The sequence below is a fragment of the Gammaproteobacteria bacterium CG11_big_fil_rev_8_21_14_0_20_46_22 genome (assembly GCA_002796245.1).
Classification (GTDB): domain Bacteria; phylum Pseudomonadota; class Gammaproteobacteria; order UBA12402; family UBA12402; genus 1-14-0-20-46-22.
On record PCWT01000008.1, the window covers coordinates 1 to 14,423 of the forward strand.

A 14,423-nucleotide genomic window follows, 5' to 3' on the forward strand; every position below is an offset into this window, starting at 1 on the left:
GTCAACTCACAGGATAACGGTTTACTCAAAAGCGGACATTTTAATTTTGGTAAAAGCGGACATTACTATTTTGGTATGACACTTTTTCGTCGCCATAATTTTTGACGGCTTACCAACGTATCGACCCTCAATGCCAATGGCTTGTTTTTCAGGTTCTTTTTGAAGGCTCGTCAGCAAAATCTGTGGGTAGACGGAGGCTCTTTTAGTTTGCCAAGTTGATGATATAAGGCGATTTGCAGGCAATTGAGTGTTTTAAAGCCGTAAGCTTTTCTGATAGTGAGTTTTGCCTTGTTATTTAAGCCCTCGACAGGGCCTGATGAGAGCTCTCCTTTCGCTTTGAACCAGTTTAAGATAAGCGTTTTATGTGATCGTAACATCTTGGCGACTTTCTTCATGGGCACTAGGTTGGATTGCATCGTTCGAGTAGCCCAGTCTTCTAAGAATTTGTCTGCCCAAGCGGGTGATTTGTATGACCAGAACCGTTGAAAGTCTTCTTTCATCAAATAGGCTTTGACGGACATGAGATTTACCTTTAATAACTCACTGAGCTTACTGGTTTGCTTTTGTGTGAGGTTGGTCGGTTTTTTTAGTAGGAGCCAACGACCCTGCGCTAGGACATTGTCTTCACCGTCAGCTTTGAATTTTCTGACTTCTTCCCGTCGCACCTCATCCACGGCTTCATTAAACTTTTTTGCAATATGGAAACGATCCAAGACATTTAAGGCATTGACACATTTTTTCTTAATGACTTTTAAATACGCAGCCCACATATCGCTGCAAACAAATTGCAATTGAGCGCAGCGCACTTTGCCAAATTCACGAAAGAAACGTAGCAGCGTTTTAGCTGTGCGATCCTTACCGTACCACAATAACCGGCGGCAACCTTTATCAAGCTGATATACGCAGGTTAAATACCGATGGCCTTTAAAGACCGCAATCTCATCGACGCCAATCTGCTTAACGTTATCCCACGCACGATGCGCTAAACCATAATTCACAACCCATTGAATGGAGCGGTATACACTGTCCCAACTCGCGTTAAATACCTTGGCCGTATCACGCCAGGATAAGCGTTTAGCCCACGTAGCCAAGAACAACTGATAGCTTTTGGTTAAACGCTCTTTCCCTTCAGCCCAAGGAAGCGGCTCAACATGAATGCCATGCAGTTTACAGCTAACACGGCGTGGTGCATAAGCAAAATAAACAGGAATATTCCACAGGGGCACGTATTGATAAAGCCGGACCGCTTGGGTGTCATACGTTGGACAGCGTCGTCCACATTGCACGCACTGACCTCGAGTACTTTTCCTGGCTGATAATTCAATAACAAGCGATTTCACACTGGCTACCACTTCAAAAGCAGATCGCCCATAAACAAAAGACTGGAATTTTTCGATTGAATTGAGTATTGTTTTGATGAGCATTATTACTTCCTGTGGCTAGAACATGAGTGTTGCAACCCAGATTCTAAACACACTTAGCTAATAATGCTCACTTCACAATGACACTAGCAATACACTGCCAGCGAATAAAAAAACCAAGGAAGGAAGGAAGGAAGAAAGAAAGAAAGTTCTCGTCGAACAAAAAGCGCCCAAACAAACACTTGTGACCGAACAATTCAAATGTTAGCATAGCCGCCAATATCATAAAAGTAATGCATTCTTGCGTTTTAAAAAGCCTCCCACAGTCTTATTTTCTAGCCACACCACCCAACAGCTTATTTAATTTTCATTAACGAGGTTTACCATGCAACGACTCAGCTATGCCATTGCCGCTATTTTACTCAGCGGTTTTGCGTATTTTTTCACAACCGGCTTTTATGCCATCTGGTGGCTGGCCTGGCTCGCGCCCATCCCGTTGCTTTTGTACAGTCTACGGTTTTCATTGAAAAGCACCTTGCTTGTTGCTTTTCTAGCGGGGCTCATTGCTAATGCAAGCACCTTTTATTACTTAAGCACTTTCTTGCCCGTCAAACTTCAAACCATGGGTTGGCTCAGCGGGGCGGCAAGCCTTTGTTTACTGTTTAGCTTAAACAAAGTGCTCATCCGCTACAGCCCCCGCTGCTTATCTATTCTTGCATTTCCCGTGTTAAGTGTACTGCTTGAATACAGCGCCTCATTTTCAAGCGCTGGTGCACTGAGCAGTTATTCCTATTCGCAAATGAGCTTTTTGCCAGCAATACAAATCGCGTCGATCACCGGCTACTACGGTGTTACCTTTCTGCTGAGTCTGTTTGCATCTGGCTTGAGCATCACAATCCATTATCGAACATCCATTCGCCCTTACAAAGCAAGCCTGGCTTTCGCTAGTGTGCTCATTATTATTTGCCTGTGCTTTGGCTTTTACCGCACAGCGAGCTGGAAGCCTGTAGGCTCACTGAAAGTCGCAATGATTGCCGAACCTGAAAGCGTTCAAAACCTAATGCGAAAAGATATGACTAACGCTTTAGCGCTCACCAAACAGTACGCTGATAGCATCAATCAACTAAAAGGCAAAGGTGTCTCGCTTATGGTATTGCCTGAAAAAAACATTAAAGTCACACGAGCCACGCGAGTTTTAGTCCAATCGAAATTCTCAAGCATGGCACATCGTGCCAAAGCTTACTTAGTCGTGGGCATTGATGATTTAAGCGAAAAGCAAAAACGTAATATCGCCTGGGTCTTTAACCCGAAAGGTCAGCTGCTTGGCACGTACGATAAAGAACATATGCTACCCGGCCCTGAATCGGGCTATCGAATCGGCAAAGATTTATTAATCTTTACGATTCATGGTTATAAAATCGGCGTGATCATCTGTAAAGATGCTGATTTTGTGAGCCCTGCGATTCAATACAGCCAGCAAGGCATCAATTTACTGGTTGTGCCCGCACTCGACTTTAATATTGATGCCTGGCTACACAGCCGGCCGGCGATGATGCGAGCCCTCGAAGGCAACTACAGCTTAGTGCGCGTGGCACAATGGGGCTTATTGCTGGCTATGGCGCCAGACGGTAACCTTATCGGCGATCTTCATACAAGTGATAAAGCACCCAGTATACTCATTCGCGATGTACCATTAGGGGATGGTCACAGCGTGTTTAGTCATCAACCCAACTGGTTTATTTGGCTGATGGGTTTGTTGTTAGCACTTATGCCGATTTCTACCGCTTTTAAGAGAAAGCAATGATTGAGATTAAAGCCAGAGAGCAAGCCACGCTGACTTGCCCTCTTACTCACATAAAGATACTTGCGCTAAAACTCTCGAAAGGCTTTAAACGCTTCTTGCGTGAGCGGTGCGTCAAAATCAACGATCTGGTTTTCAACTAAACCTTCATAAACATAAAGGGTGCTCAACAAACTCTTGACGAGTTTTTTGATCGAAATAACCGATATCACCATTGCGATTTTGAAAGACGATTTTATAACGACCCAATTTATTGCTCAGCAAAAACCCCATCTTCTTAGCCTTACTTAAAGCCTCTCTGCCTTCAAGCGAAGCTCTGAGCAATCGACCGTAACACCCCCCTAACACACAAGCCTGTTTTGACGATAAGCGATTCACCACCGACATGTCAGCAATCATCGCCTCTATCTTAAATTTGAGCACAATCCTTGTCCCCACACACCGCAAATAAACGAGGTGAGCAGGCATGTCGATTTCTTCGATGATATAGTCGCTGCCAGGTGCGCGATGAACAAAAAAATTCGCTTCAAGGCTTGAAAAGCTGTTTTGATTTTTTGCTTAAACACAGTTATCTCCCTTCAGCATTTATTTCAGGCTTTTAAAAGCTTGCGATCAGATGAATTCATTTCAGGGGATCACCATGAATAATTCCATACACGATATTCAAGCCTGCATCAAAAACTATTTCCTAGGCACACACGAAGCTGATATTGCACGCGTTAAAAAAGCCTTTCATCCTGATTGTAAAATCACGGAGTTTATTAAGAAGCATTGAAATGAATTTAATTCAATTTTGCGATCGTATTCAAGAAGCTGAACAACGCCCTCGAGCAGAATACGATAAAAAATTATTGCTATAGATATTCACCATGATATCGCCATAGTGAAGGCGCGCGTACCGGTGGGTGAAATTTATTTTACAGATTACATCACGCTGGTTCACTTAAGTGGCAAGTGGCAAGTGGAAAAGACGACAAAAAAGTTTTACCGACGCTTGAAAATAAAATATTGAAAATCTTTCACGCTGACGTATAGTGAGCATGTCACGACCTTAAGGCAAAAAAGTCAATTAACAAGGCAGCCGGGAAGCATGAGGCTTCCCCAGTGACCCTCTCAGAACTATCGCGCACGAGCAAATAGGCAAACCTTCACAGAAGGCTTTACTTTTCGTATGATGCCCAGATGAAAAACAAAGCCCCACATATCTTTATTTGCGCCGGCGAAGCCTCGGGCGATACCCTAGGCAGCCTGCTTGCCGCCGACTTAAAGCAACACCAGCCTGATATTAAACTCGCCGGCATGGGCGGCGACAAAATGAAAGCCGAAGGTGTTGATGTGGTTTTCCCCTATGATGATATTGCCGTGGTTGGCTTAATTGAAGTCATCACTCACTTTTCAGCGATCAAAAAAGCCTATAACACGGTTAAAACGTACCTACTCGAACAAAAGCCCGACCTTGTGGTGTTTATCGATTACCCAGGCTTTAACTTACGCATGGCCAAAGTCGCGAAAGAAGCCGGCATCCGAGTCATGTACTATGTCAGCCCTCAAATTTGGGCCTGGAAAAAGGGCCGCATTCACCACATTAAACGCTACGTGGATCACATGGCCGTACTGTTTGCTTTTGAAAAAGAGCTGTATGAATCAGCCGGTGTGCCTGCAAGCTTCGTGGGTCATCCGCTCACCCACAAGGTACAGGCCAGTGAAAGCCCCGAGTCACTACGCACTCGCTTTGGGCTCAAACCTGGCCAGAAAGTTATCGCGCTGCTACCAGGCAGTCGACGTGGCGAAATAGAGCGGCTTGCGCCTTGCATGGCCGCAACACTAAGCTTACTTCGTAAAAAACACCCTAGCCTTCAGTGCGTCATTCCATTAGCACCGACCATCGACGCAAAAACCTTACCCGCCGAGCTTCAAAAGCACGCCAAAATTGTAAAAGGTGAAACCTATAACGCCCTTGCGGTGAGTGACGCAGCTATCACCGCATCCGGCACGGCGACACTCGAAGTAGCGCTCATGGGCGTACCCATGGCTATTATTTATAAGGTTAACCTCATCACCTACCTCATCGCACGCTTAGTGGTCAAAATCTCTCACATTGGTTTATGCAACATCATCACGCAGCGCGAAGTGGCACCCGAGTTCATCCAATTTGACATGACGCCCGAAAAAATCGCCGCTTACATCGATAAATTATTAAGCAATGAAAGCTTCCACCATACCCAAAAGGCAGGCTTAGAAGCCGTGGCTTTACAGCTAAAATCAAAAAGCGAAACACACACACCTGCTGAAGTTGCGCTCAGCCTAGTCGACCATTAAATCTCTTGTGATACCCCAAAAGTCGGGATATGATTGCCAATTACCTATCATCTTAACGCAGGAGGCAAATTATGGCAGTTAAGAAGAAAACCCCAGCTAAAAAAACAACCGTGAAGAAAAAAGTCACGGCTAAAAAAACACCCGCTAAAAAGAAAACGGTAGCCAAAAAGCCCGCCGCCAAAAAAACAGCGGCTAAAAAAGCACCCGCTAAAAAGACAGTAGCTAAGAAGCCAGCGACCAAGAAAAAAGCAACCGTCAAAAAGGCGCCCGCCAAAAAAGTCGTCGACAAGAAAAAACCTGCAGCCAAAAAGCCAGCCGCCAAAAAACCGGTAGCAAAGAAAAAAGTGGCTGCAAAAAAACCCGCGATTAAAAAAGCAACGGCCAAAAAAACGGCTGCGCCGAAAAAAACCACGGCCAAAAAGACAGCCGTGAAAAAAACCGCCGCCAAGAAAAAAGCGGCGACCGTTAAAAAAGTCACGCCAACAACAAGGAAAACCGCTGTGAAAGCAACGCCAAAAAAAGCAACAAAAAAACCTGCGCGCAAGAAATACTTATCATTAGACTTCATCAATACTGAAGACGAATTACTGAATATGCACCCCGATGATTACATGAACACCGCCCAATTGGATTTCTTCAAGCGCATGTTAATCAACCTCAAAGCCACCACTGAAACACACATTGAAGAAGTACGCCGCGAGCTAATGGAAGAAGAGCGCAACGCTGATGCAAACGATATCGCCTCACAAGAAGAAGCGCGTAGCATGAAGCTTCGCATTGTGGATCGCGAAACCAAGTTAATTCCTAAGATTTTACTAGCGTTACGTCGCATTGAAGACGGCAGCTACGGCTATTGCGAAGAAACCGGTGAAGAAATCGGCATACGCCGTTTATTACTTCGCCCTACTGCAACCTTGTCGATTGATGCGAAATCATTTCAGGAAGAAAAAGAAAAATTGTACTTCGACTAAATTACGATAAACCATCCGTCATCCCCGCACAAACGCGGGGATTGACAACCCGCTCAGCTACGCCTTATCCACCGGCACATAACCTTCAGGCGCATCACCACCATCACCAAACAAAAAGGCTTCCATTTGCTGCTTTAAATAATCACGCGCATTGGATTCTAACATATTCAAACGGTACTCATTGATCAGCATCGTCTGGCGATCGAGCCAAAGTTGCCAGGCTTCTGCAGAGATACTCTCCACAATACGCTGCCCCAACTCACCAGGATAGGGTGGAAAATCCAAACCCGGCGCTTCTTTTTGTAATTTTTGACAAAACACGGTACTCATACGGTCTCCAATACTTCTTCTATCAACTGTTTAATGGGCTTTGGCAGCCCAAGCTTTTGCTCGCCATTATACCAAACCAGATGATCAGCCGACATAACTGATAACCCCTCCTCCACCTTGATCAAGCAAGGCCGAAGTAACAAGGCATAATGACTAAATACATGCTGCAGCGGTGCAAGCTCGCGCTTTGTGCGCACAGTCACCGGGTAACCCTCTAAACGCTCATCAAGCTCATCTAATGTTTCACAACTGGGAAAACACCAAAGCCCACCCCAGATACCGGGTGATGGGCGCTTTTCCAATAAAAGCTCACCCGCTTGATTTTGGATAATCAAAAAATAGGCCTCACGCTTAGGCAGCGCCTTTTTCGGTTTTTTACCAGGGTAATGATCGATAGCTTCCAGCGCCTTAGCCTGACAAAACTCACTTAAGGGGCACAAATGACAGGCTGGCTTGCTGCGCGTGCAGACCATGGCACCCAAATCCATCATCGCTTGGTTGTAATGATGACAACGCTCAAGTGGCGTGTGTTGCTCAGCCAATTGCCAAAGTTGCTTAGCCACAGGCGTCTGTCCTGGCCAACCCTCAACCGCGAAACAACGGGCAAGCACACGCTTAACATTACCATCTAGAATGGGTGCGGATTGCTGCATGCCCAAGCTTAAAATGGCGCCGGCCGTTGAACGCCCAACACCCGGCAAAGTTTCCAGCGCTTCGACGGTATCCGGAAATTGTCCGCTATAAACATCACACACACGCAAAGCCGCTTTGTGCAAATTACGCGCACGAGCGTAATAGCCCAAGCCTGTCCAAAGGTGCAAAACCTCATCCACTTTCGCATGAGCCAAGTCTTCTACTTTTGGAAAACGTTCAATAAAACGATTGAAGTAAGGAATCACCGTATCGACTTGCGTTTGCTGGAGCATAATCTCCGACAACCACACCCGATACGGTGTCACCGATTGCTGCCAGGGCAAATGTTTTCGCCCGTGGATATCGAACCAGGCCAATACTTTGTCAGCAAAGGCCTGAGGGATCACTTGAACAAACCGCCTATGTTTATGCCTTTAATTTGCTTGCCAATAGAGTCCAAATTGCCCTTAAGCGTATTTTGCAACAAGCTGCCCAAGTCCGGGCTAATGCTTGGCGAGGACAAAGAACCTGTGACCAACAAAGGAATCTCAGGACCGACTGGCGTTGGATTAGATGTGCTGCCTTGCATACCTTGCGCCTTTAAGCGCATATTGATTGTTTGGCGCGCTAAGTTTGCAGAACCTTTACCGGTCAAGCCCAGCACAGCAGAACTAACGGTTAAGTCATTCGTGCTTACCACACCGTTTTTCGCAACAAAGCTCAAACGCATATCACCGAACTTTGTCACGCCCGTATTTTCACGCGTACCCACACTGTGCGGCTTGATCACATTCATCGCTGTGCGGTAGATAAACAGCAAGTCACCACCTTGGTACTGGCCGTTAACCACTTCAAAACGGCCTTTACCATTTAAGGTAGCCATATTGCCGCCCATAAGGCTCGCGCTCACATTACCGTTGGCGGTACCCGTGATTTTATCGACCTTAGACACCGCAGCAATCAAGGGGCCAATGTTAATTTGTTTAAACGTCAAATTAAACTGCGTGAACTGATTCGCAAGCTTGGTGCTGGCTTGGCCCAATACCTGGCCTTGGTACATTTTCAGGCTGATCGGCGAAATCGTCAGCTGACCATTATCTTTCACGGCTTTGATCGTGATATCGTCGACCTGCATGCCGTTGTAATTCAAGCTACCGCCTTTTAAAGCGAAGCTTTTCGGTGTTGCCGTCAGATGCCCTTTAAAGTTTAAGTTCAAACGAGAGCCTGGCAAGCCAGAACCCCGCAGCGCTGTTTTCAATGTCACAGGCGACAAATCAAAACGATCACCTTCCCACAACACTTTCGCATCCAAGCTGACTTTGCCTTTCATCGCAGGCTTGTTAGCATTGATATTAAATGACGTCGTCAAAGGAAAACGATCACCCTGCTGAAGGTTTTTCACATTTAAATTGAAATCAGTGACCGCAATGTTTTGCCCCGCGGTTTTATCCACATAATGCAAAGTTGAGTTTTGAATGCTTAAGTTTGGCAAACTCACTTTCGGCAGATTAAAGCTGCCAGTACTGCCCGCCTGTGGCTCGGCCGCCTGAACCGACTCGGTTTTTGCTGCCGGTGCGCCGAAGGCCCAATTCGCCTGACCCTTGGCATTTTTAAGTAGCTGAATATCCGCACCCGATAACGTGAATTTTTGCATATCCACATGTTTGAAGATCAAAGGCAAAGTCGCCAAGCTGACATCCAAAGTTTTAATCGTGGCTAAATTACCCTGCCCCATGCTCGGCGGGTTAGACAGGCTGACATCATGCGCTTCAACACTGATATGCGGAAAAATATGCCAATCAAGCGAGCCCTTGATGACTAACGTTCGACCTGTGTGCTCCTTAACCTGCTTTTCCAACAGCTTACGCCAATCCATATGGCTGGCCACGGCGTACAACACGCCCCACAAAACCAAGAGAACAACAATGATCACCGCGATAACAATACTGGTGATTTTACCCGCACGACTCATAACCCACTCCTTTTGGATGAATGTGGGCCATTATATCGGCAGAGCCGCCAGTCTGTCACGAAAATTACAAACCAGCGGTCATGCAGAAAAATAGGGTGAGCAAAAAAACCATTAAAAATGCCTGAGCACCGCCTAAAAACTTACGGCTCTTTACCTCTCGCCCGCCAAACGCTAGGATACCCCCATGAAAATCGTCGCCCTTAACATCAACGGCATACGCGCCGGCCAACGCAAAGGCTTTTTTGAGTGGTTAGCCGCTCACTCACCCGATATCGTCTGCCTTCAAGAAATCAAAGCGCAAGAGCACCAACTCAACGAAACATTCTACCCCAAAGACTACCACTGCCATTATTTCCCAGCTCAGCGACCGGGTTACAGTGGCACTGCGATTTTAAGCAAACGTGAGCCTAAAAAGATTATCACGGGTCTTGGTTTTGATCTCTGCGACAGCGAAGGCCGCTATATACAGTGCGATTACGAAGGCTTAAGCGTGGGCTCTTTGTACTTACCCTCGGGTTCCCACAATGATGACCGCCAAGTCTTGAAATATGAATTCATGGATCGGCTTGAAGACATCATGAAAGCGTTTAAGCGCAAACGCCAAGAGTTTATTCTCTGCGGCGACTGGAACATCGCCCACACCAAAAAAGACATCAAAAACTGGCGCGGCAATCAAAAAAACTCTGGCTTTTTACCCGAAGAGCGCGCCTGGATGGATAAGCTGTTTGGCGAGATGGGCTGGGTGGATGCTTTTCGCGTATTGAATCAAGAAGAACATCAATACACCTGGTGGTCGAACCGAGGCCGCGCTTGGGAAAACAATGTCGGGTGGCGGATTGATTACCATATCACCACACCGGGCCTGCGCGATAAAATCATCGGCTGTGATATTTACAAAGACGAGCGCTTTTCAGATCATGCGCCGCTGATCATCGACTACGCGCTAGACTAAACCAAACAAATGGACAATCAGGCTTTCGAACACTAAAAAGATCGGGCCTATAATCATTTGCAACGCACCGACAGCCAAGAGAATAATCAGGATGAAAAAGCCGTAAGGCTCAAGGCGATCAAACGCCGCTGACTGCTTACCCGGTAAAATGGCTGAGATAAAACGCCCACCGTCCAGCGGTGGGATGGGCAATAAATTTAAAATGCCCAGCCAAAGGTTAATCACAATACCCGCCTGCCCCATGTAGATTAAAGCAAGCGCGGCACTGGAACCTTCATGCCCAAACCAAAACCCGAGCTTCATGACCAAAGCCCAGAGAAAAGCCATGAGCAAGTTTGCCACAGGGCCTGCCAACGACACCCAGGCCATATAACGGCGCGAAGGCAAATTGTTCGGATTCACCGGCACAGGCTTGGCCCAACCAAACACCACACCGCCGATAACGATGCACAAGACCGGCAGAATAATCGTACCCAGCAAATCAATGTGCTTGACCGGATTCAACGTTAAGCGACCGAGCATTTTTGCCGTTTTGTCACCAAAACGTAAAGCCACAAAACCATGGGCCACTTCATGCACGGTGATCGCAAATAAAACCGGCACCGCCCATACACAAATTTTCTGTATTAATGTCATTTCCATCGCGCGATCCTATCACAAATTGGACTTGACCGAAAATACTGCTTAGGCTACAAATCAACACTCTAATTTCATTGGAATGATCGCCATGACACCCGTCTACACCAGCGCACAAATTCGCCTGATCGAGAAATACGCCATCAAATCTGGGGTCAGCGGCAAAAGCCTCATGGCGCGCGCGGGAGCCGCAGCCTTTGAGCAGCTAGCCCTTCACTGGCCACACTCAAAATCGATCGCTGTGCTTGTCGGTGGCGGCAATAATGGTGGTGATGGCTTGGTGCTTGCACGACTCGCTCTCGAAAAAGGCTTACAGTGCACCCTTTACACCTTAGGCGATTTGAACAGCTTAAAAAACGAAGCGCTGGATGCTTGGCAAGAATTGAAAGCCTTTTCACCAGCCGTTAAACCGATTAAACAACTCAAACCGAACCATTATGACCTGATCGTTGATGCCTTATTTGGCATTGGCTTTAAAAGCGACGTCGATAGCTCGCTCCAGGGATTATTTGAAAGCATCAACGAAAGCATCACTCCCGTGCTGGCGATCGATATTCCTTCGGGCTTATGCGCCGATCGCGGCATTGCCGAACCCATCGCGATCAAAGCTGACACCACGATTACATTTATTGCATTAAAGTCTGGCCTGCTCACCGCACAAGCCAGCGAGTACTGTGGTGATATCCATGTCGAGCAATTGAATATCGACAAAGCCTTATTCAGCCACATCACCCCGCCCATTCATGCGGTTCGAAGCTTGGATTTTGTAGACCATTTAAAACCGCGCAAACACTATACGCACAAACACGCACAAGGCCATGTATTGATTATTGGTGGTGACCGCGGCATGAATGGTGCGGTGACCTTAGCGGCCAAAGCCGCGTTGCGCACAGGCGCAGGCCTGGTGAGTGTCGCCACACACCCCTCACACGCAGCCCTCATTAACCTCACGCAACCCGAAATCATGGCGCACGGCATTGAAAAAGCCAAAGATCTCAAGCCGTTGTTAGAAAAAGCCAGCGTGCTGTTGATTGGCCCAGGCTTAGGTCAAAGCGATTGGAGCAAAAGCCTTTGGCGATCCATTCAAAAATGCAAAGATAAACCCAAGGTGGTTGATGCCGATGGCTTGCGCTTTCTATCGCAATCATCCGAACGCACTGATAACTGGGTACTCACACCCCACCCAGGTGAAGCCGCAAGCTTATGTGGCGAAACCACTCAAAACGTACAAAGCCAACGCTGGAAAATCGCCACACAACTGCAAAACCGCTACGGCGGCGTATGCGTACTTAAAGGCAGCGGCACGATTATTGCCGACGGCGAACAACAAACCGTTTGCACAGCCGGCAACCCTGGCATGGCTTCAGCCGGTATGGGCGATGTATTGGCCGGCATCATTGCAAGCTTCATCGGCCAGGGCTTATCTTTAAGTGACGCCGCCAATTTAGCCGTGTGCCTACACGCCGAAACCGGTGATGAGCTTGCCAAACAACACGGCGAGCGCGGGCTTTTAGCCAGTGACTTACTAACCACACTACAACACAAGGTCAACCGTCGATGAGACTCATGAAAATTAATGATGAACTTGCTTTGCAGGGGTTTTGCCGAACGCTGTTTGCGCTACTGCCTAAGGATTTTACGCTGTATTTGCACGGCGATTTAGGTGCGGGTAAAACCACGTTTTCACGCTACCTGATACAGGCCGCAAGTCCTGACACCAAAGTCAAAAGCCCAACGTATACGCTGGTTGAGCCTTATAACATCGGCGGCAGACTGTTTTATCACTTCGATCTTTATCGCTTAAGCTCGCCGGATGAACTGTATGCCCTGGATGTTGACGATATTTTTTCAACACCTAGCGTGCGCTTAGTCGAATGGCCTAGTCAGGCCCAAGACGGCTTGCCAAGCCCAGACTTAGATGTTTATATAGAGATCGAAACGGATCAATCTCGCCGCATGCGATTAGAAGCGCGCAGCGACAAAGGCATTAAGGTACTGAATCAACTATGATCAAAGGGCTCAAAACATTTTGTTTTACCAGCCTTGTCGCTACATTCAGCGTAGCCTCATCAGCCGATGTGATCACACAAATTAAATTCTACCAAAACCTCGCCGGCATTTATTTCACACAAAAAACCGTACCGCATTACAGCACCCTAGTGCTACGACACCCGGATCGCTTGGTATTAGATTTCCCCAACACGCGCTTGGCCAATCATTTTCGCGCCCAACCCGACGGCATTGTGAAAAGCTTTCATTACCACGTGTACAGCAACAAAACCCGTCTGGTCTTTAGTCTGCCTGGAACTTTCACTTATAGCAAAACGACCGAACCACACCACCTTAAACTGACCATTCACACGCAATCTACACAAAAACCCAAAAAGCCCGTGCCGGCCGTGATCGTGATCGACCCAGGCCATGGTGGCAAAGACCCGGGAGCAACGGGCCCTAAAGGTATACACGAAAAAAATGTGGTGCTTGCGATGGGTAAAGATTTGCGCGCTGATCTTGAAAAAATGTCGGGCATCAAAGTCGACATGACTCGCCATGGCGATTATTTTGTCACACTGCGTGGACGTCTTCAGATCGCTCGCAAAGACAAAGCCGATGCCTTTATTGCGATCCACGCTGACTCTTTTCCCAATAAAAATGCACGCGGCGCGACAGTGTTTGCTTTATCAGAACATGGCGCGACCAGTGAAGCCGCGCGTTGGCTAGCGCACAGCGAAAATAACGCGGTGCTCGGTGGCGCAGAATTTGCTGGCCAAAGCAAAGAAGTTCGCTCAGTGCTCTTAGACCTTTCGCAGTCGATTACGATTGCACACAGTTTAGAGTTCGGCCAAGACGTGAATGACAGCTTGGCAAAAATCACGCCCATGCATAGCGGTAAAGTAGAACAAGCGCCTTTCATGGTCTTAAAGTCACCGGATATTCCATCCCTGCTCGTCGAAACTGGCTTTATCTCGAACGTTCACGAAGAAGCTGAGCTCAATAACCCAAAATATCAACACGCCATGGCACAAGCGATGGCCAAAGGCATACGAGAATACTTGTACCAGCATCCACCTAGGCACTCGATCATCGCCGAGCAACAAGCCGGTCGATTACACTACACCGTCAAAAAAGGCGACACTTTGAAAAAATTGGCAGGCTACTTCAACGTCACAGAAAAAGCGTTGGCCCGCGCCAACCATTTATCGATTAATACCGCATTGAAAACTGGACAATCGTTAACTATCCCACGTGCTTAGGTGACGCTCGAGCAGCAAGCTCGCAAGCACAGAAGAAGCCTGTAGCAACTGTCTTTGCGAGGAGCGAAGTGACGAAGCAATCTCCAGGTTAGGGCTTGTTTACAATGGGTATTCCCGACTGCAAACCAAGCGAAATCGGCCAAAAATTGCAAAAATCTCATTACATATGTTCAATATGTGCTTCGATTTTTTTC

16 protein-coding genes are annotated in these 14,423 nt (G+C 47.2%); 9 read left to right on the top strand and 7 right to left on the bottom strand.

The features are described from left to right. Positions 1 to 170 precede the first annotated feature (170 nt). Positions 171 to 1,424, bottom strand: coding sequence for an ISL3 family transposase (locus tag COV52_00560; GenBank protein PIR12037.1), 1,254 nt, complete (start codon positions 1,422 to 1,424; stop codon positions 171 to 173). 322 nt (positions 1,425 to 1,746) lie between these two features. Between COV52_00560 and COV52_00565 the strand changes: the two genes are divergently transcribed. Then, positions 1,747 to 3,165 carry a hypothetical protein gene (locus COV52_00565; protein PIR12038.1) on the top strand — a complete coding sequence of 473 codons (1,419 nt, stop codon included), beginning with the start codon at positions 1,747 to 1,749 and terminating at the stop codon, positions 3,163 to 3,165. 144 nt (positions 3,166 to 3,309) lie between these two features. On the opposite strand, the gene COV52_00570 is transcribed toward COV52_00565, so the two are convergent. Continuing rightward, positions 3,310 to 3,561 (bottom strand): hypothetical protein, encoded by a 252-nt coding sequence (locus tag COV52_00570; GenBank protein PIR12039.1) that lies wholly within the window; start codon positions 3,559 to 3,561, stop codon positions 3,310 to 3,312. A 217-nt stretch (positions 3,562 to 3,778) separates the two neighbouring features. On the opposite strand from COV52_00570, the gene COV52_00575 reads away from it, so the two are divergent. From COV52_00575 to COV52_00585, 3 genes are all read left to right on the top strand, one after another. After that, positions 3,779 to 3,937 carry a hypothetical protein gene (locus COV52_00575; GenBank protein PIR12040.1) on the top strand — a complete coding sequence of 53 codons (159 nt, stop codon included), beginning with the start codon at positions 3,779 to 3,781 and terminating at the stop codon, positions 3,935 to 3,937. Positions 3,938 to 4,009: 72 nt separating this feature from the next. Continuing rightward, complete coding sequence (locus COV52_00580; GenBank protein ID PIR12041.1) at positions 4,010 to 4,174, top strand: hypothetical protein; 165 nt, start codon at positions 4,010 to 4,012, stop codon at positions 4,172 to 4,174. Positions 4,175 to 4,344: 170 nt separating this feature from the next. Beyond that, a complete protein-coding gene (locus COV52_00585; GenBank protein ID PIR12042.1) occupies positions 4,345 to 5,481 on the top strand; it encodes a lipid-A-disaccharide synthase in 1,137 nt (378 codons plus the stop codon). A 52-nt stretch (positions 5,482 to 5,533) separates the two neighbouring features. Here COV52_00585 and COV52_00590 read toward each other — a convergent pair whose 3' ends face one another. Continuing rightward, positions 5,534 to 6,049 (bottom strand): hypothetical protein, encoded by a 516-nt coding sequence (locus tag COV52_00590; protein PIR12043.1) that lies wholly within the window; start codon positions 6,047 to 6,049, stop codon positions 5,534 to 5,536. A gap of 25 nt (positions 6,050 to 6,074) precedes the next feature. On the opposite strand from COV52_00590, the gene dksA reads away from it, so the two are divergent. Then, positions 6,075 to 6,452 (top strand): RNA polymerase-binding protein DksA, encoded by a 378-nt coding sequence (dksA, locus tag COV52_00595; GenBank protein ID PIR12044.1) that lies wholly within the window; start codon positions 6,075 to 6,077, stop codon positions 6,450 to 6,452. A 57-nt stretch (positions 6,453 to 6,509) separates the two neighbouring features. On the opposite strand, the gene COV52_00600 is transcribed toward dksA, so the two are convergent. From COV52_00600 to COV52_00610, 3 genes are read right to left on the bottom strand one after another with little or no spacing between them, the layout of a single operon-like run. Then, a complete protein-coding gene (locus tag COV52_00600; protein ID PIR12045.1) occupies positions 6,510 to 6,782 on the bottom strand; it encodes an oxidative damage protection protein in 273 nt (90 codons plus the stop codon). Beyond that, complete coding sequence (locus COV52_00605; GenBank protein ID PIR12091.1) at positions 6,779 to 7,819, bottom strand: A/G-specific adenine glycosylase; 1,041 nt, start codon at positions 7,817 to 7,819, stop codon at positions 6,779 to 6,781. Before COV52_00605 ends, COV52_00600 begins: the two co-directional genes overlap by 4 nt. Further along, positions 7,819 to 9,387 (bottom strand): hypothetical protein, encoded by a 1,569-nt coding sequence (locus COV52_00610; GenBank protein PIR12046.1) that lies wholly within the window; start codon positions 9,385 to 9,387, stop codon positions 7,819 to 7,821. The genes COV52_00605 and COV52_00610 overlap by 1 nt, the downstream gene beginning before the upstream one ends. A 184-nt stretch (positions 9,388 to 9,571) precedes the next feature. On the opposite strand from COV52_00610, the gene xth reads away from it, so the two are divergent. Beyond that, positions 9,572 to 10,339 (top strand): exodeoxyribonuclease III, encoded by a 768-nt coding sequence (xth, locus tag COV52_00615; GenBank protein ID PIR12047.1) that lies wholly within the window; start codon positions 9,572 to 9,574, stop codon positions 10,337 to 10,339. Here the strand turns inward: xth and COV52_00620 are convergent. After that, complete coding sequence (locus COV52_00620; GenBank protein PIR12048.1) at positions 10,331 to 10,981, bottom strand: site-2 protease family protein; 651 nt, start codon at positions 10,979 to 10,981, stop codon at positions 10,331 to 10,333. The genes xth and COV52_00620 overlap by 9 nt on opposite strands. Positions 10,982 to 11,057: 76 nt before the next feature. On the opposite strand from COV52_00620, the gene COV52_00625 reads away from it, so the two are divergent. From COV52_00625 to COV52_00635, 3 genes are read left to right on the top strand one after another with little or no spacing between them, the layout of a single operon-like run. After that, the gene (locus COV52_00625) at positions 11,058 to 12,536 is read left to right on the top strand and encodes a bifunctional ADP-dependent NAD(P)H-hydrate dehydratase/NAD(P)H-hydrate epimerase (protein ID PIR12049.1); all 1,479 of its coding nucleotides are present in this window, start codon (positions 11,058 to 11,060) and stop codon (positions 12,534 to 12,536) included. Further along, positions 12,533 to 12,985 (top strand): tRNA (adenosine(37)-N6)-threonylcarbamoyltransferase complex ATPase subunit type 1 TsaE, encoded by a 453-nt coding sequence (locus COV52_00630; GenBank protein ID PIR12050.1) that lies wholly within the window; start codon positions 12,533 to 12,535, stop codon positions 12,983 to 12,985. The genes COV52_00625 and COV52_00630 overlap by 4 nt, the downstream gene beginning before the upstream one ends. Then, positions 12,982 to 14,229: an N-acetylmuramoyl-L-alanine amidase gene (locus COV52_00635; GenBank protein ID PIR12051.1), complete on the top strand. Its 1,248-nt coding sequence runs from the start codon at positions 12,982 to 12,984 to the stop codon at positions 14,227 to 14,229. Before COV52_00630 ends, COV52_00635 begins: the two co-directional genes overlap by 4 nt. The last annotated feature ends 194 nt before the right edge of the window (positions 14,230 to 14,423 follow it).